At 65.4% G+C, this 19,438-nt stretch carries 16 protein-coding genes; 3 read left to right on the top strand and 13 right to left on the bottom strand.

What is annotated here, in order from left to right; all coding sequences use genetic code 11:
* Positions 1 to 107: 107 nt before the first annotated feature.
* A complete protein-coding gene (locus JQ617_RS20130; RefSeq protein ID WP_249157268.1) occupies positions 108 to 1,592 on the top strand; it encodes an amidase in 1,485 nt (494 codons plus the stop codon).
* On the opposite strand, the gene JQ617_RS20135 is transcribed toward JQ617_RS20130, so the two are convergent.
* The gene (locus JQ617_RS20135; RefSeq protein ID WP_212027812.1) at positions 1,593 to 2,198 is read right to left on the bottom strand and encodes a TetR/AcrR family transcriptional regulator; all 606 of its coding nucleotides are present in this window, start codon (positions 2,196 to 2,198) and stop codon (positions 1,593 to 1,595) included.
* Between the two features lie 200 nt (positions 2,199 to 2,398).
* Between JQ617_RS20135 and JQ617_RS20140 the strand changes: the two genes are divergently transcribed.
* Entirely contained in the window at positions 2,399 to 3,640 is a 1,242-nt protein-coding gene (locus tag JQ617_RS20140) for an efflux RND transporter periplasmic adaptor subunit (RefSeq protein WP_212027813.1), read from the top strand.
* Between the two features lie 183 nt (positions 3,641 to 3,823).
* A complete protein-coding gene (locus JQ617_RS20145; RefSeq protein WP_212027814.1) occupies positions 3,824 to 7,024 on the top strand; it encodes an efflux RND transporter permease subunit in 3,201 nt (1,066 codons plus the stop codon).
* On the opposite strand, the gene JQ617_RS20150 is transcribed toward JQ617_RS20145, so the two are convergent.
* The 12 genes from JQ617_RS20150 to JQ617_RS20205 form a co-directional block, all read right to left on the bottom strand.
* Positions 7,021 to 7,749, bottom strand: coding sequence for a sulfite exporter TauE/SafE family protein (locus tag JQ617_RS20150; protein ID WP_212027815.1), 729 nt, complete (start codon positions 7,747 to 7,749; stop codon positions 7,021 to 7,023). The two genes, JQ617_RS20145 and JQ617_RS20150, sit on opposite strands and share 4 nt — an antisense overlap.
* 13 nt (positions 7,750 to 7,762) lie before the next feature.
* The gene (locus JQ617_RS20155; RefSeq protein WP_212027816.1) at positions 7,763 to 7,996 is read right to left on the bottom strand and encodes a hypothetical protein; all 234 of its coding nucleotides are present in this window, start codon (positions 7,994 to 7,996) and stop codon (positions 7,763 to 7,765) included.
* Positions 7,935 to 8,192, bottom strand: a complete 258-nt coding sequence (locus tag JQ617_RS20160; RefSeq protein WP_212027817.1) for a hypothetical protein — start codon at positions 8,190 to 8,192, stop codon at positions 7,935 to 7,937. Before JQ617_RS20160 ends, JQ617_RS20155 begins: the two co-directional genes overlap by 62 nt.
* A gap of 230 nt (positions 8,193 to 8,422) precedes the next feature.
* Positions 8,423 to 9,541 carry a helix-turn-helix transcriptional regulator gene (locus tag JQ617_RS20165; protein ID WP_212027818.1) on the bottom strand — a complete coding sequence of 373 codons (1,119 nt, stop codon included), beginning with the start codon at positions 9,539 to 9,541 and terminating at the stop codon, positions 8,423 to 8,425.
* Positions 9,542 to 9,650: 109 nt separating this feature from the next.
* Positions 9,651 to 10,769 (bottom strand): helix-turn-helix transcriptional regulator, encoded by a 1,119-nt coding sequence (locus JQ617_RS20170; protein WP_212027819.1) that lies wholly within the window; start codon positions 10,767 to 10,769, stop codon positions 9,651 to 9,653.
* A gap of 144 nt (positions 10,770 to 10,913) precedes the next feature.
* Positions 10,914 to 14,228 carry an autotransporter domain-containing protein gene (locus tag JQ617_RS20175; RefSeq protein WP_212027820.1) on the bottom strand — a complete coding sequence of 1,105 codons (3,315 nt, stop codon included), beginning with the start codon at positions 14,226 to 14,228 and terminating at the stop codon, positions 10,914 to 10,916.
* Positions 14,229 to 14,449: 221 nt separating this feature from the next.
* Positions 14,450 to 14,698, bottom strand: coding sequence for a DUF6894 family protein (locus JQ617_RS20180; RefSeq protein WP_145658623.1), 249 nt, complete (start codon positions 14,696 to 14,698; stop codon positions 14,450 to 14,452).
* Positions 14,699 to 14,738: 40 nt separating this feature from the next.
* Positions 14,739 to 15,272 (bottom strand): DUF3455 domain-containing protein, encoded by a 534-nt coding sequence (locus tag JQ617_RS20185; protein ID WP_249157270.1) that lies wholly within the window; start codon positions 15,270 to 15,272, stop codon positions 14,739 to 14,741.
* 77 nt (positions 15,273 to 15,349) lie between these two features.
* The gene (locus tag JQ617_RS40365) at positions 15,350 to 16,324 is read right to left on the bottom strand and encodes a helix-turn-helix transcriptional regulator (protein WP_212027822.1); all 975 of its coding nucleotides are present in this window, start codon (positions 16,322 to 16,324) and stop codon (positions 15,350 to 15,352) included.
* A gap of 229 nt (positions 16,325 to 16,553) precedes the next feature.
* Entirely contained in the window at positions 16,554 to 17,711 is a 1,158-nt protein-coding gene (locus JQ617_RS20195) for a helix-turn-helix transcriptional regulator (RefSeq protein WP_212027823.1), read from the bottom strand.
* Positions 17,712 to 18,127: 416 nt separating this feature from the next.
* A complete protein-coding gene (locus tag JQ617_RS20200) occupies positions 18,128 to 18,640 on the bottom strand; it encodes a hypothetical protein (protein ID WP_212027824.1) in 513 nt (170 codons plus the stop codon).
* A 94-nt stretch (positions 18,641 to 18,734) separates the two neighbouring features.
* A complete protein-coding gene (locus JQ617_RS20205) occupies positions 18,735 to 19,181 on the bottom strand; it encodes a MaoC family dehydratase (RefSeq protein ID WP_212027825.1) in 447 nt (148 codons plus the stop codon).
* Positions 19,182 to 19,438: the final 257 nt, after the last annotated feature.

Here is a 19,438-nt window from a genome sequence, read left to right on the forward strand (position 1 = left end):
GATGGAGCGCAGCGTAATCCGGGTCCCGCATCGCGGCGGGACCGGTCCCGGATTGCGCTGCGCTCCATCCGGGCTACGGAGTCTCAGCCGCCACAATGGAGCTCATGATGACCGCAGACGCCGCTGACCTGAACTACGGCTCGATCAGCACGCTGCTTGGCGCCCTGCACGCCCGCAAAATCTCCGCCTCGGAATTGCTCGACCACACCATTGCGCGCATCGAGGCACTCGACGGGCCCATCAACGCGATCGTCGTGCGCGATTTCGACCGCGCGAGGGACGCCGCGCGCGCCGCCGATGCCGCGCTTGACCGCGGCGAGCGGCGGCCGCTGCTCGGCATTCCCGTCACGCTCAAGGAACCGTTCAACGTCGCCGGTTTGCCGACGACGTGGGGCTTTCCGCATTTCAGGGATTTCAGGCCGGCGGAGGACGCCCTGCTCGTCTCGCGGCTGAAGGCGGCAGGCGCCGTCATCATCGGCAAGACCAACATCCCGATCGGCCTCAGGGATTTCCAGAGCTACAACGAGATCTACGGCACGACGAACAACCCGTGGGATCTCGGCCGGTCGCCGGGCGGCTCGTCGGGCGGATGCGGCGCGGCGCTGGCCGCCGGCTTCAGTCCGCTGTCGATCGGCTCGGACATCGGCGGCTCGATCCGGGTGCCCGCACATTTCTGCGGCGTGTTCGGACACAAGCCGAGCCTCGGCCTCGTCCCGCTGCGCGGCTACAGCCTGCCGCCCGCACTGCCCGTCCCCGGCCAGGGCGATCTCGCCGTCGTCGGGCCGATGGCGCGCACCGCCTCGGATCTCGCCTTGTCGCTCGACGTGATTGCCGGCCCCGATGAGACGCGCGACGGCATCGGTTATCGCCTCGCGCTGCCCGCGCCACGTCATGACCAGCTCAGGGATTTCAGGATCCTCGTGATCGACACGCATCCGCTGATGCCGACGGGGGACGCCGTACGTTCAGCCATCGGGCGGCTGGCCGACCGGCTCGACAAATCGGGCGCTCGGGTCGCACGTTCGAGCACGTCGCTGCCCGATCTTGCGGACTCCGCGCGGCTCTACATGAAGCTGCTCAACGGCGCACGCAGCCCGCGGCTGACGCCGGCCGCTCTCGCCGAGGCGCAAGGCGCAGCGGCGGCACTCTCGCCCGACGACCGCAGCCTGCAAGCCGAGCGCGCCCGCGGCTGGGGCGCGCTTCATCGCGAGTGGCTCGCGTCCGATGCCGCACGCCTGCAGCTGCAACAGAAGTGGTATCAGCTCTTCCGCGCGTTCGACGCGGTGATCTACCCGGCCGCCGCCGTGCCGGCCTTTCCGCAGGACCAGTCCGAGCCGTTCGACGCGCGGCAGCTCGACATCGACGGCACACCCTACAACTACTCGGACGCCTGCTTCATCTGGGCCGACCCCGCTTCGACCTGCGGATTGCCGGCGACCGCCGTTCCGATCGAGCGCACGCGGTCCGGCCTGCCGGTCGGGGTGCAGATCATCGGGCCGTATCTGGAGGACCGCACGACGATCGCGCTGGCCGGACTGATCGAGCGCGAGTTCGGCGGCTTCGTGCCACCGCCGTCGCTGTCTGCGAGATAGCTAGGTTCTGTCGGCCGACTGCGCTGCCACTGCCTGCACGGCGACATCGGCAACTTGCCGCAGCGCTTCGCGGTCTGCACCCGAGGAGGCCATCACGCCCATGCCGACCGACACGGCCGAGACATAGCGCGCGAGCGCTGCGGGATCGGCGCTCTCCTTGAGGTCTCCTTCCGCCTTGGCACGGACAAAGCGGTCGCGGAGCTGGTCTTCGTTCTGGGCGCGGCGGGCGGCGAGCTCGAAGGGGACGTTCTCGGAGCCGGTGCCGCAGGCGATGCCGCCCTGCACGAGCAGGCAGCCGGGCGGATTGGCGGGATCGGTCTGCTTGTCGGCGATGCCCATCAGCATCCGCTCGGCGACGTCGCGGGCGGTTGGGGCAGCGACCACCTCGTCCATCCAGGCGCCGCGCAGCTTGGTGTAACGATCGAGCGCGGCCTTCAGCAGGCCTTCCTTGTTGCCGAAGCAGGCATAGAGGCTCGGCGGGTTGATGCCCATGGCCTCGGTGAGCTGAGCGATGGTGGCGCCCTCATAGCCATGGCGCCAAAACACTTCCATCGCCTGGTCCAACGCCATTTCGGCGTCGAATTCGCGGGGGCGTCCCATGCCCATGACTTCGGTCTCCTCAGAATCGGCGCTTCGCCCCAATTAACGCCTGATGCTATCTATTTGTTCTCGCTTTATTTTCTCTTTCGCCTTCCCATTCTTGCGGTAAGCGGCTACAATTTTCTTAGTGAACGGTACATAAGTATCTTGCGCTGCGATATCCAGCTCCACATCTGTAGTGAACACTACATATCTGGAGCGCGTAAATGCCCCCCTCCCAAAATACCTCCCGCGCCGGCCGTTTCCGCCGCCTTCTCGGCGGCGCCGCCATCGTGGGCGCCCTCGCCGTAGCCGGCTCGATCGCGACCGGCCACTACTTTCATGCCGCACAGGCCACCGCGACGGCGGCCGCGGCTGAACAGGCCGTCCCCGTGACGGTCGCGCTGATCGAGCCGAAGCAGACCGTGCTGTGGGACGATTTCTCCGGCCGGCTCGAAGCCATCCAGCGTGTCGAGCTTCGTCCCCGCGTGGCGGGCGCGATCCTCTCCGCCAACTTCACCGAAGGCGCGCTGGTGAAATCCGGCGACGTGCTGTTCAAGATCGATCCGGCACCTTACGCGGCGGAGGTCGACAAGGCCGCGGCCCAGCTCGAAGCTGCCAAAGCGCGCGTCGTGTTCACCCAGAGCGAACTCGAGCGCGGTGCGCAGCTCGTCGGCAACGCCGTCGTCACCCGGCGCGACTATGACCAGCGCGACAATGCCAATCGCGAGGCGATCGCCAATGTGAAGGCCGCCGAGGCGACGCTCCAGACCGCCAAGCTCAATCTCGACTACACCGAGGTGCGTGCGCCCGTGGACGGACGCGTCGGCAAGATCGAGGTCACCGTCGGCAATCTCGTCGCCGCCGGCACCGCCTCCCCGGTGCTGACCTCGCTGGTCTCGGTCAATCCGATCTACGCCTCGTTCGACGCGGATGAGGAGGTCGTGCTGCACGCGTTGAACTCGATCGCGGACGGCTCCGGCAAGCGCGGCAATCTCGACCAGATCCCGGTGGAGATGGCGACCTCGGGCGGGCTCTCGGCCAAGGGCCACATCCAGCTCATCGACAACCAGGTCAACGGCCAGAGCGGCACCATCCGCGTCCGCGCGGTGTTCCGGAACGACGACGGGCGTCTGATCCCCGGCCAGTTCGCCCGCGTGCGCATGGGCCAGCCGGCGCAGCAGACGCTGGTGATGATCGACGAGCGTGCGATCGGCACCGACCAGGACAAGAAGTTCGTGATGGCGGTCGGTGACGACAGCCGCGCGGTCTATCGGCCGATCACGCTCGGCGGCGCGGTGGATGGCTTGCGGATCGTCACTGCGGGCCTGAAGCCCGGCGACCGCATCGTCGTCAACGGCTTGCAGCGCGTGCGACCGGGTGCCCTCCTCAAGACCGAGGTGGCGGCCATGGGCGCGCGCGGGCAGCAGGCTTCCAACCACAGCAACCAGGACGTGGTGCAACGCTGATACCTGACGTCATTCCGGGGCGCGACGAAGTCGCGAACTACGGTGCGCAATTGCGCACCTGAGAATCTCGAAGTTACTGAACTCCGACCACATCACCTCCAGATTCCGGTTCGCGCTTCGCGCGCCCCGGAATGACGGCGGAGCTGTGGGGAGACGACCACGATATTGCCCAGGGGCAAAGCCATGAATCTCTCGAAGTTCTTCATCGACCGTCCGATCTTTGCCGGCGTTCTCTCAGTCCTGATTTTCCTTGCCGGCCTGATCTCGCTGTTCGCGATGCCGATCTCGGAATATCCCGATGTCGTGCCGCCCTCCGTCGTGGTGCGCGCGACCTATCCCGGCGCCAATCCCAAGGTGATCGCGGAGACGGTGGCGACCCCGATCGAGGAGCAGATCAACGGCGTCGAGAACATGCTGTACATGTCGAGCCAGGCGACCACCGACGGCGCGATGACGCTGACGGTGACGTTCCGCCTCGGCACCGATCCCGACAAGGCAACGCAGCTGGTGCAGAACCGCGTGCAGCAGGCCGAGCCGCGCCTGCCCGCGGTGGTGCGCCAGCTCGGCATCATCACCAAGAAGTCCTCGCCCGACCTCACCATGGTGGTGCATCTGCTGTCGCCGAACGGCCGCTACGACATGACGTATTTGCGCAATTACGCCGTGCTCAACGTCAAGGACCGCCTCGCGCGGATCGACGGCGTCGGCGACGTGCAGCTCTATGGCGCCGGCGACTATTCGATGCGGGTCTGGGTCGATCCGCAGAAGACGGCCGAGCATGGGCTGACCGCGAGCGACATCGTCAAGGCGATCCAGGCGCAGAACGTCGAGGCCGCCGCGGGCGTCGTCGGCTCCTCCCCGAACGTTAGGGGTATCGACCTCCAGCTCTCGGTCAATGCCGAAGGACGCCTCGCCAACGAGGAGCAGTTCGGCGACATCGTGGTCAAGACCGGCAGCCGCGGCGAAGTCGTGCGCTTGCGCGACCTCGCGCGCATAGAGCTCGGGGCCTCCGAATACGGCCTGCGCTCGCTGCTGGACAACAAGCAGGCGGTGGCGATCCCGATCTTCCAGGCGCCCGGCTCCAACGCGCTGCAGATCTCCGACAACGTCCGCGCGACCATGGCCGAGATCAAGAAGAACATGCCGGAGGGCGTGTCCTACCAGATCGTCTACGACCCCACCCAGTTCGTGCGCTCCTCGATCGAGGCGGTGATTCACACCCTGCTGGAGGCGATCGCGCTGGTGGTGCTGGTGGTGATCCTGTTCCTGCAGACCTGGCGGGCCTCGATCATTCCGCTGCTGGCCGTGCCGGTGTCGATCGTTGGCACCTTTGCGGTGATGCACGTGTTCGGCTTCTCCATCAACGCGCTCAGCCTGTTTGGCCTCGTGCTCGCCATCGGCATCGTCGTCGACGACGCCATCGTCGTGGTCGAGAACGTCGAGCGCAACATCGAGGCCGGATTGTCGCCGCGCGATGCCACCTATCAGGCGATGCGCGAGGTGTCGGGGCCGATCATCGCGATCGCGATGGTGCTGATCGCCGTGTTCGTGCCGCTGGCCTTCATCTCCGGCCTGACCGGTCAGTTCTACAAGCAGTTCGCGCTGACGATCGCGATCTCGACCGTGATCTCCGCCGTCAACTCCCTGACGCTGTCGCCGGCGCTGTCGGCGCTGCTGCTCAAGGGACACAACGAACCCAAGGACAAGCTGACGATCGTCATGGAGAAGGGCCTTGGCTGGTTCTTCCGCGGCTTCAACAAGGCCTTCACGCGCTCCTCGGAGAATTACAGCGGCACGGTCACCAAGGTGATCTCCGGCAAGGCCGCGGTGATGGGCCTCTATGTGTTGCTCGTCGGCCTGACCGCACTCCTGTTCCAGCAGGTGCCTGATGGATTCGTGCCGGGTCAGGACAAGCAATATCTGGTCGGCTTCGCCCGCCTGCCCGATGGCGCCACGCTCGACCGCAGCGAAGAGGTGATCCGCAAGATGAGCGACATCGCGCTGACCCAGCCCGGTGTCGAGAGTTCGGTCGCCTTCCCCGGCCTGTCGATCTCCGGCTTCACCAACTCCTCCAACGCCGGCATCGTGTTCTCGACGCTGAAACCGTTCGACGAGCGCAAGGGCGCGGCCCTGAGCGGCAATGCCATCGCGGCCGACCTCAACAAGAAGTATGCGGGCATCCAGGAAGCCTTCATCGCCATGTTCCCGCCGCCGCCGGTCAACGGCCTCGGCACCATCGGCGGCTTCAAGCTGCAGATCGAGGACCGCGCCGGTCTCGGCTATGACGCGCTGAACGAGGCGACCAACGCTTTCATGGCGGCGATGCAGAAGGCGCCGGAGATCGCCGGCGTGTTCTCGAGCTTCCAGGTCAACGTGCCCCAGCTGTTCGCCGACATCGATCGCACCAAGGCGCTGCAGCTTGGCGTGCCCGTGACCGAGGTGTTCAACACGCTGCAGATTTACCTCGGATCCTACTACGTCAACGACTTCAACAAGTTTGGCCGCACCTATTCGGTCCGGGTCCAGGCCGACGCGCCGTTCCGCGCCCGCGCCGACGACATCAGGCAGTTGAAGGTGCGCTCGTCGTCCGGCGACATGGTGCCGTTGTCGGCGCTGCTGAAGATCCGCCAGAGCGCGGGGCCGGAGCGCGCGATCCGCTATAACGGCTTCCTGTCCTCCGACATCAACGCGGCGGCTGCACCCGGCTTCTCCTCGGGCCAGGCGCAGGAGGCGGCGACGCGGATCGCGGCGGAGGTGCTGCCGCCCGGCTTCGCCTTCGAATGGACCGACCTGACCTATCAGGAGTTCATCGCCGGCAATTCCGGCCTCTGGGTGTTCCCGCTGGCGATCCTGCTGGTGTTCCTGGTGCTGGCCGCGCTCTACGAGAGCCTGACCCTGCCGCTCTCGATCATCATGATCGTGCCGATGGGGCTGCTCGCCGCGATGTTCGGCGTCTGGATCTCGAAGGGCGACAACAACGTCTTCACCCAGATCGGGCTCATCGTGCTCGTCGGTCTCTCGGCCAAGAACGCGATCCTGATCGTCGAATTCGCGCGCGAGCTCGAATTCGCAGGGCGCACGCCGATCCGCGCCGCGATCGAGGCCAGCCGCTTGCGGCTTCGCCCGATCCTGATGACGTCGATGGCGTTCATCATGGGCGTGCTGCCGCTGGTGCTCTCGACCGGCGCCGGCTCGGAGATGCGGCGGGCGATGGGCGTTGCGGTGTTCTCCGGCATGATCGGCGTCACCGTGTTCGGCCTGTTCCTGACGCCGGTGTTCTACGTGCTGCTGCGGACCGTCACCGGCAACAAGCCGCTGGTGCATCACGGCAGCGACATCAGCGCGGCGCCGGTCCAGGGCTCAGTCGCCAGTCCCGGGCACTAGATCAGGGATATCCCCGAGATCAGCAACAGAACGAGCACGGTCTTGCGAAAGACCGTCTCGTTGACCCTGTGAAAGGCGATCACCCCTAACGCCGATCCCGCGAACAGGGCCGGCAGGCTGACCGCGAGATCGACGAAGACCTTCGACGACAGGTCCTGGTGTCCGACCAGCAGCGCGATCGCGAACACCTGCATCGCCGCGATGAACGGCTGCACCAGGCCGCGCTGCTCGCTCTTGGGCATGCCGCGCATGTCGCACCAGATCGTCGGGATCGCGCCCGGCATCGCCGTGAGGCCGCCGACCAGCCCTCCCCCGAATCCGATCAGCGCGACCCAGTGGCGGCCGACGGCCTCGCCCGCCGTCACCAGCGTCGGCCGCAGCAGCATGTAGGCCGCATAGAGCGAGACGATGATGCCGAAGCCGCGCCGGAGCAGATGCGTGTCGGTGGACTGCAACAGCGACACCGCGATGGGAACGCCGATCAATCCGCCGACGATCAGCAGCAGACTGCCTTCCCAGCGGATGTTGCGGCGGAGCGCCCACAGATTGGTCGCCTGCACGCCGATGCTGCACGCCATCATCAGCGGCACTGCCTCGAGCGGCTGAAACACCCGGAGCAGGATCGCGCCTGCGACCGCCGAGAAGGCGAAGCCCGAGAGACCCGAAACGAAGGCGCCGGCGAACACGGCGACGCTGAGCAGCATGAGGGTGGTGACATCGGGCACGGCCGTTCTCCGCTCAATCGTAGGGGATGTGCGAGACCGCGGCGCTGGCGCTCTCGGTGCAGACGGCGGGCTCGCGCGGAAAGGACACATGCATGGCGTGGGCGTGGGAGCGTTCCAGCATCGCCAACCCGATCAACTGAAGCGTGACGAGCGCCGCGGTGAGTGCGATCGCGACGATGTTGGCATTACGCCCGTTCGAATGTAGAGTGGCCGGCGGCGCGCTCGCACGCATCAGATCGGTTGGCATGTCCTGAAATGTCCTCTTCGTTGCTGACCGGAATGACTTCACTCAAAAGCAATGTGTCGCGCGGCTCGCCCAGCAAATGGCGATAGCGCTGCAAGGCGCGCCGCGCGTCGATCTCGCGCTGACTGCGAATGGCAGCACCAACGCGCGCGACGATGCCGCGAAACCCTGCGGTGAAACCAGCTGACGCCATTCGCATGACACTCTCCTCTCAATGGTACGAGAGACTGACGGAATTGACTTCCGCCCGCTGTGAGTTGCTTCACACGAACATCGAGACCGCCGCACAAGAAATCGTGTGACGTGTCTCTAGAAGAGAACGCCGCCAATCGCGTCATTCGATCGAATGAGGCGCGATAACTTTCAAATGATGCTGCTGATTGAACCTATCGCGCGCTGGCGCGACTCGTTTGCGACGGCGGGCGGCCGTCAGTGCACGAGCGGATTGGAAAATCCCGCGGCGAGCTTGACGAGATCGGCCTGGCGCGACACGCCGGTCTTGGCGAAGACGCGATGCAGGTGAGTCTTCACGGTGGTCTCGGCGATGCCGAGCGCGATCGCCGTCTCCGGCACGCCGCCAACCGCGACGATCGACTGCAGGACCCGTAGCTCGGCAGGCGTCAGGTCGAAGGTGCGGTCGATGAGGCCGGCGCCCGAGCGGCCGTCGAGCTCGGCCCGCCAGACGAACAGGGCGCCGACGGCCGAGCAGCGGTCCGCAGCCCCCTCGCGCAGCAGCGATGGCAGCGCGATGACGTTCGCGACATGGTAGGAACCGCTGCGCGACATCAGCGGGATCTTTCGGCCGGCAGCCGCCGCCAGGGCGACCTGCCCGGCATCACGAAAGATGTCGCGCAAATCCCGGTTCGCCTCGGACGATCGCGCCATGAGCCGGCCTGAGACCGACTGCAACACATCGGCCTCAGTCAGAAGCGCCTCCGCGGCCGGATTGCTGTGGACGATGTTGCAGGCGGCATCGAGCAGGATGACGCCGGCGGCGAGCCGGTCCACCACATCGGCAAGCGCGATCGCGCGCTGCTGCTTCCGCTCGATGGCCTTGTTGATCAGGAGGGCCCGGCTCGTATGCGCGACCAGCGACTGCATCCGCGCCCGCTTCTCCGCATCGAGCATGTCCCTGCCCGGGATCACGGTCAGCAGCATCGGACACGCCGAGGCCGACTGCTCCAGCACCACGTTGGCGACGTCGGCGCAGCCCTGGGGCCGCAGCCATTCCTGATAGAAGCGGCCGCGGCGATATTCGTCGAAGTCCACGAGGTCGGGGATGTTGCGCACCTCGCCGTAGCGCGGGAGCCTCGCCAGCGGGTCGTACTGGGCGTAGGTCTCGGCGTAGAGCTGGATGTAGTGCGGATCGACCCCGCAATAAAAATGCGTCGCGCCTGATTTGCTCACCGGATTTTTCGAGATCAGTCCGCAGGCCCGGCTGCCGATGAAATCATTAACCATGACGATCACGTCGCTCCACAACTCAGGGTGGAGACCGGCGTCATAGATGCTCTCGATCAGCTCGGAATGTTTGGGACGTCGGGGCATCGGAACAGCCAGAGGTCAAGCAGGGAGACGGCGAAATGTGTTCGTGCCCGGCGGCCTCTGTGAGTCTATCGAGAAAGCAAAAGGTTCAACTCCGGCGACGATGTGCCGCTCAGTTGACGAGCGGATTGGCAAAGCCCGCAGCGAGCTTGACCAGGTCAGCCTGCCGCGACACGCCGGTCTTGGCGAAGACGCGGTGCAGATGCGTCTTCGCGGTCGTCTCCGCGATGCCGAGCGCTGCCGCCGTCTCCGGAACGCCGCCGACCTCGACGATCGACAGGAACACGCGCAGCTCGGCCGGCGTGAGATCGAACGTCCGCGCGACCAGCTCGCCGTAGGACTGCCCCTGAAGCGAGACCTTGCGCAGCAGCAGCGCGCCGACGGCATCGGCGACCCGCTCGCTGCCGTTGCGCAGCACGGACGACAGCGGCAGGACATGCGCGACGTAGCGCTCGCCTGACGGCGCGAGCAGCGGAATCGCGTTCCCCCTCGCCGCAAGCAAGGCCGTTTCGCTATGCGCCGCGAACGCCTCGCGAAGCATCTGGTTGGCCTCCAGGCTGCAGGTCACGAGCTGCCCGGCGACGGAGCGCACGACTTCGGCGGCTGCGAGCAGATCATGTCCGGCGGAATTGGCATGCACCATCCGGCAGGACGCATCGAGCAGGAAGACGCCGGAGGCCAGATTGTCGAGGACGTCGGCCAGCGCCGTCGCCAGGGTCAATCGCGCATCGATGGCGCGGTTGATCAGCAGCGCGCGGCTGGCGTGCGGGACGATCAGCGAGAGACGGTGCTTCATCGCGGGATCGACCATGCGCCGCCCCGACAACACCGTCATCATCACCGGGCAGCTCGCGTTCGACGCGTCGAGCACGACGTTGGCAGCATCGCTGCAGCCCTGCGGCTGCATCCATTCCTGATAGAAGCGGCCGCGCCGGTACTCATCGAAATCGACGAGATCGGGGATGCTCACGATCCGTCCGTGCGGCGGCAGGACCGTCAGCGGGTCGAACTTCGAGTGCGTCTCGGAATAGAGCTGGATGTAGTGCGGATCCGCTCCGCAATAATAATGCGTGACGCCGAACTTGCTGATGGAGTCCTTGGAGAACAGCCCGCAGGCCTGACCGCCGACGAAATCACGGATGCCGGTGACGACGTTGTTCCACAACGCGGGATCGAGCCCGGCGTCGTAGATGGACTCGACCAGGTCCGGCAGCTTTCGAGGTCCTTGCATCGCTGTCAATCGCCCGAGTGATCAATGTCACCGACGATAGCACAACCACAGCATGCGCCATCCTCCGATCGGAGGAGGTGCCGGCCGGGCGGATGGTGCCCGGCCGGCGGACGCCGCGTTCAGACCGCCAGGGCTGGTGCCGGCTCAGAACGCGACGCGAACACCACCCTTCGCCGTGCCGGTGCGGCTCTGGTCGGACATCATCATGCCCTCGACCGCGCCGAACACCGACACGTTCGTGGTCGTGCGGTAGTCGAAGCCGAAGCCGGCGACGGCACCGACCGTGCTGCGGCTGCCGGGCGTGACGAAGGACAGGGTCTGGCCGAGCAGCACCGTGTTGACGGCCGTGTCGCCGACGCGCTGAAGCGCGATGACGCCGCCATGGACGTTGGCCTTCAGCTCGCCGCCCGCAGCGCTGGTCACGCGCGACAGATCCACCTCTCCTCGCTCCTCGAAATCTTGCAGCGTTCGGCCCCCGACCGACAGGCCTTGCGCAGAGCCCGTTTCGCTGTAGCCGTCGAAGCGGCCGGCGACATAACGCAGCCGCGCCGTCGGCGTCAGCACATAGCCGTTGCCGATATTGAGCCTGTAGCCGTAGGCGACCTCGGGACTCACATACCAGCCGCTGTAGTTCGCGGTCGCCGTCTCCATGCCGCCGACGACGGCGTTGTTCAACACCAGGCGGCGCGATCGGTTGTCGGCATTGCCGCCCTGGATGGTGAAGTCGAAGAACTGCGCAGCCCATTCGAAGCGGCTATAGGCGCCGGCAAACACGTAATTGGTGTCGACCGACTGCGAGTTGAGATCGACCGAGAGCGCGCCCTGCCCGCCGCCGAGGAACACGCCGGCCAGCCAGTTCGGCTGCAGCCTGCGGTCGATGCCGATCGCCCCGCCCCATGACGTCGAGCTCGCACGCAAGGTCGAAGCCGTCTCGTCCTGAATGCGTTGGCCGCCGAACGAGTTGGCCCAGACCGTGATCGGCGCCGGATCGGTCCAGAGGCTGCGCGGCGCCTTGGTAAAGGAACCGGCCCGCGCCGTCTCGGGCGCATAGGCCATCGCCATCATGTTGCTGCCAGCGGAAGCGGTGCCGCCGTTCAGGCGGCCCTGCACGAGCGAGGAGACACCACCGGTGAAATCCATCAGCGTGCGGTCGGTCTGCGCCGGCGCCGTCGGATCGAGCGTCGCCAGCGTGGTGCCGGAGGCGACCGACGGACCGTTGAAGGCGCCTCCGGACGTGATCGTGTTGATGGTGCCGTTGAAATTTCTGAAGATCGGCAGGGTGATCGTCGTCAGCGACGACACCCTGCTGGTCGGCGCGAGGTTGACGTTGACGACGTCATTGCCGAAGCCGAAGTCGACCACGCCGTTGATCTTCGAGCCCGGCAGCAGCGTCAGCGTGTCGGCCCTGTTGGAGAGCTGAATCGCGACGCCCCCGGTCCCGGTGATCGTGCCGGAGTTGGTGATATTCGATCCGTCGGACGAGGTGATCCCGCGCCGGGCGATGATGGTGCCCGAATTGTTGACATTGGCCTGCGTCGTCAGGATGCCGTCGCCATTGGCCGTCGAGGCCTGAAGCAGGCCTGTGTTGGTCACGTTGGCGGTGTTGGCATTGATGGCGGCGCTCCGGCCGATGATCGTCCCGGAGTTGTTGACGTTGCCGAGGATCGCGTTGATGCCGCGGTCTGCCATCACGGTTCCGGAATTGTCGAGGTTGACGGTGACGCCGCTCATGCCGAAGCCGATCGTCGTCGAAATCGACCCGGTGTTGATTACGTTGACGGTGTTGGCAAAGATCACCGTCGAGCCGCTGGATATGGTGCCACTGTTCACCACGTTTGCCGTGTTGCCGGCGTGGACGCCAAACTCGGTCGCGGTGATCGTGCCGCTGTTGCGCAGGGTTACGTCTCCGGCATTGGCGACAATGGCATCGCCAGTGCTGCCGTCGGCCGTAATGTTTCCTGCGTTGGTGATCGCGGCGGAGGTCGCGGCGAAGACCGCATTGTTATGTGCGGTCACGGTGCCGCCGGCGAGGTTCGTCAGCTTGACGTTCAGGCCGTCGATGCCGGCTGAGCCGCCGGCAATGGTCCCCGAATTGGTGACGTCGGCAAGATTGTTGGCGAAGATCACACCGGCAAGGGACGAGGTGGTGCGGATCACGCCGGCGTTGGCGATCGTGAGGTTGCCTTTGCCCAACGTGTTGTCGCCATCCGCCGACACCGCGTTGCCGCTGGAGGAGATGACGCTCGCGGCGCCATTGGTCAGGACCACATTTCCCGCATGTGCATCGATTGCACCTCCCCCTCCGGTGATCGTCCCGTCATTGCTGACGATCGCGTCCGTCTCCGCGCGGATGGCCACACTATTGGCATTGGTGCTGCTGATCGTTCCGCCGGCATTGTTGGTGACCGTAACGGCGCCGGTCCCGGAGGAAATCGCATGCTCCTCGCCCCGGATCGCTCCGGTGTTCGCGGTGACCTGCACCTCCCCGGCCAGAATACCGATTCCGCCGGTCGCGTCGGCCGTGATGCCGCCGGCATTCATGACGTTCGCCGTCAGCGCATTGATGGCCGAGCCGTTCACAGCGGTCGCCAGAATGTTGCCGCCGTTGCCGTTGGCGACCGTGACATTGTCGCCCTGGATGCCCATCGCGATCCCGGCGATGGTTCCGGTGTTCGAAGAAACCACCACGGTACCCGCGGCGATGCCCGCCGAAGCGGCCGAAACCTCGCCCGCATTGTCCAGCCGCACCGTGCCGGAAGCCCCGGACGAGATGGCTATGCCGCTGGCCCCGATCGCGAAGATCCTGCCGCTGAGGCCATTGACGATGGCAGCAGAGCTGTCAACGGAGATTGCGATGGCATCACCCGATATGCTCCCGGTATTCGAGGTCACGTTCAGCGTGTCCGCGTGAATTCCGATCGTGTCGGGCCCCACTCCAACGATGCCGCCTGAATTGCTCAGTGTGACCGCCCCCCTCACCTCGAGGCCACTGCCGCGTCCGCCGGCCTCGCTTTTGATCGTGCCTGCGTTGGTGAGGCTCAACGAGGACGCGACGATGGCGTGGAAGCCGGCAATCGTGGCCCCGGCGAGGTTCGATACGTTCAGATTCTCCGAGCCCTGCAGACCAACCGCGCTGTTTCCATCGATCATGCCTGCGTTGACGACGGTGCTGTTGTTCCCGCTCAGGATGCCGAAGGCATTCCCATGAACGTTCGCGCCCGCCTCGATCTGATAGTTGTTGTTTTGCTCGGTGCCCACGCCATAGCCGGTACTGGCACTCTGTTGACTGTTGCCGGAGCAGGTAATCGTCGTATTGCTGACAGGCGCCGCCGGCGTGCAGGCCGCCTCTACGCGTTCGGCCACGAGCAGCGGCGCGAGAAAAGCTGCGGGCGCGAGCACGCGCAATGATCGCCACACCGAGCTCTGTCGCACCACGTCACTCCGAACCCTCAACGTCATTGCCCTCATTCCTTCATCGAAACCACGAAGCGGCACGGACGCGACGCGGCGCGCCTCCCTCGATCGAAGGAGGCCAACTCATGCGAATTGGGATTCGCTGATCGCCAAGGTAGAAAGGAGCGTCGCTTCCGACTTGGACGGATGCGACCGGCTCTCGGCCCAGAACGAACCGAATGCGCGTCGTCAGGACCTGATGCAGACTTGCCACACGGCCTTGCCGCTCACGCCTGGTCCCAGCCCGCCTTCTCGGCGCTCTCCGCCCAGACCGCGGCACGGTAGATCTCGCGGCCGCCCGCATCACGCACGCGGATCCAGGCGTCGCGATCGCGCAGATCGTCACGCCAGACGAAGAGATGCCGCGCCATCTCGTCGGCCACGACGAACGTCGCCTTGGGCTGCTCGAAGACCATGCCGCCCGGATCGATCTTCACGACATTGTCGACCAGGAGATCAAAGAAGAAACGGCGCATTCCACACTCCAACTCAACGCACGAGACGCGGCGTCACCACTTACTCGGCGCGCCAGAACACGTAGTCGGCCGAATACGGCACGCTGCGATAGGCGCCCGGCTCGGTGCACGGCCCCGTCGCCATCCCGCCTTGCGTGTTGATGCGCTGGACGTGAGTCACGCCGTAGAACAGGCCGTTGCCGGTCTGGGTGACGACGCCGAACTTCAGCCAGGGAAGATCGTCGCCGGTGCGGCCCGCCGCGCGCGCCACGATCCTGGCTTTCACCGCACTGCCGTCCTTGTGCTCCCACACCAGCGTGCGCGCATCCACCGCGGCCCAATGCAGGGCCGCGTAGTGGCGCCCCACCGAATTGTCGCCATCCATGAGCGCGGCGGCCGGCTCGCGCGCCTGCCACACGAGCTGGTGTTCGGCATCACGCTGGCACTCGTAGATCTGCGCGCCCTCGGCGTGGAGCGCAGCGCCGGGAATCTCGCCGGGGACGCGGATCTCGTCGGGCGTTCCCGCCAGGGCAAGCGATCCGTGCAACAGGCTTGCGAGAACGAGGCTGCGATAGACCGCACGTTTCGCGGTCATGGCTCCTTGATCAAGGATCATGTCAAATCCCTTTCGCTGATTGAAATCGACGGCTGGCGGGACTTCAGTCGCAGCGGCTAGAACGCGCCGCCGCTCCTGACATCGCTCGGCGTTGCGCCGTAGGCCCGCCGGAAGCAGCGGTTGAAATAAGAGAGATCGCCGAAGCCGACGTCATAGGCGATCGAGCTCACCGGGCGCGCCGCGAAATCCGGCTCGCGCAGCATGCGATGGGCGCGCTTGAGGCGCTGCTCGGTGAGGAAGGACGAGAAGGTCTTGCCGTCGGCCTCGAACAATCGCTGGAGATAGCGCGGCGTCACGCCGAGCTCCTGCGCGACGCTGGCCACGGACAGGTCCTGCTGCCAGCAATTGTTGGCGATGAGGAACTTCGCGCGCTGCAGCCGCGCCGCCTTGACACCGCGCCGTCCGGTCACGTCCCGGGCATGATCCGTCGCACCGAGAACGAGCGCCAGCAGATCGTGCAGATGGGCGACGCCGAGCTGGCGCATCGCAGGGACCGCCAGCGCCCGCTCGTGCACCAGCGCAATGGCGTAGTCGACGAGCAGCCGCAGACCGGTCGTGTCCTCCGGAATGACCCGCATCACCGCATCGTCGACGTCGACGATCATCGGAGCCAGCACGCGTCTCGGCACACGCAGCGAGAAACCGCTTCCCAGCAACAGCCGCTCGAAGGTGGTGACGTCCTCCGCGCTCGTCAGGACCGCCTCTCCGGCGTGAAGCTTCAGATCGCGGCCTCGCTCGGATATCCCGAGAACGCCGGACCGGTTCACGATCAGGGCAAGGCTGTCGTCGCCATCGGCGATCAGCTGCTTCGTTCGAATGACCCGCGCGCCGCACATGCCTCCGATCAGCAACTGGGCTTCCGGCAGAACGTGGGAGGTGAAGCTCGCCGCGGCCGGCTTTCCGTCCCTGGCCTCGACCTCCGCCTTCAACACGCCGCGGCAGTAGAATTCGCGCAGCAGCGGCACGCGCTCGTCTTCGGGAATGTCGTCCGTTGAAACGTTGAAAATGGAAAAATCGTTCTTGCCGCTCACTGCAATATCTCCAACCGACAAACAAAGTCCGGCGATGCGCCGAGGTCCCGCCGCGCCCGCGCTCGATACGCATCGCGCATTGCCTCCGTTACGCATGCTGCTCTCCTTCGCGTGGCGCCATATACGAAAGTCCTAAGCGACCCGCGTCCTGCGTTCGGAGGACCTGGAAGCCGCGTGCATCACAATGCATTGAGATTGCGCGAGCGCACAGCTTGCGCTGTGAAATGGATCACACCACGTCGTCGCTGCTGCTGGTCGGCTGCGCGAACGGCACAGCGAAGCCGGCGGCGATCTTGACGAGATCGGCCTGCCTGCCGGCGCCGGTCTTTTCGAACAGCCGGCCGAGATGCGTCTTCACCGTCGTTTCGGCAATGCCGAGCCTGGCCGCGATGTCGGGAACGCCGCCGATCTCGACGATGGCCATCAGCACGCGCAATTCGGATGGCGTTAGCCGAAACGCGGCCGCGATCGCATCGGGCACCAGCGACGGCAGCATCGTGGCCCTCTGAACAAAGAGCACGGTCGTAGCCATATCCCGCGGCGCATGCCCTTCCCGCTTCAACGGAAAGGCATGGAGCAGATAATGATGTCCGTTGGACGACGTGACCAGATTGATCTGACGGCTACGGGCCGAGTCGTTCTCGGCGCTCGCAAAGATTTCGGAGAGGCTGCGGAATATCTTGTCGGCCTGGGTGTTGCGTGCAACGATCCTGTCGCCGATCATCGCGAAGAGATCCGCATCCGCGAAGAGCTGACGGCACGCCGCGTTGGCATGCACGACCCGGCCCTCGGCGTCGAGCAGGCAGATCGCCGTGCTCAGTCCGTCCAGCACATCAGCGAGATCGTCGACGGTATGCGAACGCGCCCTGATCTGGCGGCCCATGGCACGCGAGCGCTGGATGTGAGGCGCGAGCAGCCGCATCCGCTCGCGCATCGTCTCGTCGACGAGCCCGCGGGAACGGTGACGCAACACCTGCAGGATCGTGACGCGCGCGTGCGATCGCTCGAGCGTGACGGTCGCCAGGTCCGTCGCGCCCTGCGGCTCCACCCACTCGCGATAGAAGCTGGTCGCCACGAAGTCGGAATGGGGCATGATGTCGGTCACGCCGACAGTACGCCCGGTTGCGAGATCGAAGTGGCGGTCGAGCAGCGGATCAAGCTCGACATAGCGGTCGCGATAGAGCTGGCGGAACCTTGCATCCGCGCCGAAATGCTGGTGAATCTCGATGGAGAGCCTGGCTGAATCCCTGGACAGGATCGTCGCGGCACAGCCGCCGACGAAATTCGAAACCTGCTCCAATGCGGCGCCACGCAGCGCGGGGTCTGCCGCTGCATCGTAGATCTCGCCGACCAGCGAGGAGAACCGGCCTGCCTGCAGGATCGTCATCGGAGCGACGATGCGAACGGCACGCTGCCCCGCTGACGAGACGGGCGAGCGCATATAACAAGGATGGTGGAAGGAACAGGCCGGCCAATCGCCGCCCGGGACGAGAAAAAGATGCGACAGCGCAATGCTGGAATATCGAACATCGTCCTTGCGTAATGGCAACCGCAGGATGCGGCTTGGACGTTTTTGCCAAAGACTAGGATTAATGCGAACAGCAACCGCGCTGTGTGGACTGGATCACGCGCGCGCCGCTCGCGCGCTTTGTTGCCACCAATTCCCGTTGCGGCGAGCGCTTGCCTCGCCATCAACTCTCGCAGGATGAGCAGAGCGTAGCGTGCCCACCAATTCGGAAGATGGTGGGCACGCCGCTTGCGCGGCCTTGCCCACACTACGGCAGCTGTGCCTGAGCCGACAGTTTACTTCCGGTTCTCCTCGCAGAACTTCAGCGCGGCGAGCGCCTCGCCGGCGCGCGGGATCTGCATCTCGATGCTGTCGTCTTCGTCATCCTCGAAGTCGAGCGTGAGCCGCTTGGCCTTCGAGAGCCGATCCATGATCGACTGGTCGTATTCGAAGATGCCGCGCACGGTGGTCTTGTCCATGACCTCCCACTTCGCCTTCTTCATGATGTCGGCATCGTCGGTGCCGACATCGGCGCGGAGGATCTCGCCGACCTTGTCCCACTCCCAGCCGTCATAGATCATCACGATCACGATGGCCTTGTCGGAATAGGTGATGACGATGACGTAGTCGCGGTTCTCGTCTTCCTTGTCCTTGTAGCCCCGGCTCGCATTGCAATGCGTGTCCTGCGTGCGCTTCTCGATGGTCCAGTCGCCGACCTTCGATTGTTGCGCCAGCGCAGGTCCCCCGCTCAAGGCGGCTGCGCCCATGACGCCAGCGACTAATCCGGCGGCAAGAAAGACTCGCTTCATGTCGGCCTCCAGCGTGTTCCCCACGCCGAGATGACCACCTCTGCCGACGACCCGCAAGGGTTTCAGCCGGCGGGCAAGGCGCGCGGCTCGCGCCCTAGGCGCGCCGCGGCACGATGGCGATCGGCGTGAAGGTGTAAACCTCCTCGCCGTTCTGGTTGAACATGGTCCACTTCACCAACGCGATGCCCTGCGGCTTCGATTTCGAGGGCGTCAGGCTCATCACTTCCCCGACCAGGTGCAGGCGGTCGTTGGGCCGTACCGGCATGGTCCAGCGCAGCCCGTCGACGCCGGCACCGATCAGCGGATGCGGGCCGAAGGGGCGGGTCTGGATCGCCAGGTTCATGGCCATGGCGGCGGTGTGCCATCCAGAGGCAGCGAGCCCGTTGAACAGGGTCGCCTTGGCGGCCTCATGGTCGAGATGCATCGGCTGCGGATCGAACTCGGCCGCGAAGCGCTTGATGTCCGCTTCGGTGACCACCAATTCGGGCGATTTGAACCGCATTCCGATGGTGAGATCGTCGAACCACTCGACCTGCGCCATGATTTTGCCTCGCAATGTCATGCACCGCCCCGCCGTGCGCGGGCGGCTCAAAGATTAACTAAATGCGAGATGTAGCGGCTCTGCGGTGCACAAACCAGCCCGGGGTTCCCCGCGAAACCCCTTTCCCTGTGCGACGAAACACGCCTGAAACAGATGGCCGGTTAAGTCGTTGTCAAAATAAATACAGGGACGGCTACCATGCAATTCCTTCTCGACCTCATCTACGATTACGCCTGCTGCCAGCAACTCGTCGCCCA

It is taken from the genome of Bradyrhizobium sp. KB893862 SZCCT0404, from assembly GCF_018130885.1.
GTDB lineage: Bacteria > Pseudomonadota > Alphaproteobacteria > Rhizobiales > Xanthobacteraceae > Bradyrhizobium > Bradyrhizobium stylosanthis.

Coding starts and splice junctions, on each gene's coding strand:
- JQ617_RS20160 (WP_212027817.1), bottom strand. CDS start 8,192: ATGCGAATGGCGTCAGCTGGTTTCACCGCAGGGTTTCGCGGCATCGTC.
- JQ617_RS20155 (WP_212027816.1), bottom strand. CDS start 7,996: ATGCCAACCGATCTGATGCGTGCGAGCGCGCCGCCGGCCACTCTACAT.
- JQ617_RS20145 (WP_212027814.1), top strand. CDS start 3,824: ATGAATCTCTCGAAGTTCTTCATCGACCGTCCGATCTTTGCCGGCGTT.
- JQ617_RS20200 (WP_212027824.1), bottom strand. CDS start 18,640: ATGAAGCGAGTCTTTCTTGCCGCCGGATTAGTCGCTGGCGTCATGGGC.
- JQ617_RS20185 (WP_249157270.1), bottom strand. CDS start 15,272: ATGACCGCGAAACGTGCGGTCTATCGCAGCCTCGTTCTCGCAAGCCTG.
- JQ617_RS20205 (WP_212027825.1), bottom strand. CDS start 19,181: ATGGCGCAGGTCGAGTGGTTCGACGATCTCACCATCGGAATGCGGTTC.
- JQ617_RS20135 (WP_212027812.1), bottom strand. CDS start 2,198: ATGGGCATGGGACGCCCCCGCGAATTCGACGCCGAAATGGCGTTGGAC.
- JQ617_RS20180 (WP_145658623.1), bottom strand. CDS start 14,698: ATGCGCCGTTTCTTCTTTGATCTCCTGGTCGACAATGTCGTGAAGATC.
- JQ617_RS20165 (WP_212027818.1), bottom strand. CDS start 9,541: ATGCCCCGACGTCCCAAACATTCCGAGCTGATCGAGAGCATCTATGAC.
- JQ617_RS20175 (WP_212027820.1), bottom strand. CDS start 14,228: ATGACGTTGAGGGTTCGGAGTGACGTGGTGCGACAGAGCTCGGTGTGG.
- JQ617_RS20170 (WP_212027819.1), bottom strand. CDS start 10,769: ATGCAAGGACCTCGAAAGCTGCCGGACCTGGTCGAGTCCATCTACGAC.
- JQ617_RS20140 (WP_212027813.1), top strand. CDS start 2,399: ATGCCCCCCTCCCAAAATACCTCCCGCGCCGGCCGTTTCCGCCGCCTT.
- JQ617_RS20130 (WP_249157268.1), top strand. CDS start 108: ATGACCGCAGACGCCGCTGACCTGAACTACGGCTCGATCAGCACGCTG.
- JQ617_RS20195 (WP_212027823.1), bottom strand. CDS start 17,711: ATGACGATCCTGCAGGCAGGCCGGTTCTCCTCGCTGGTCGGCGAGATC.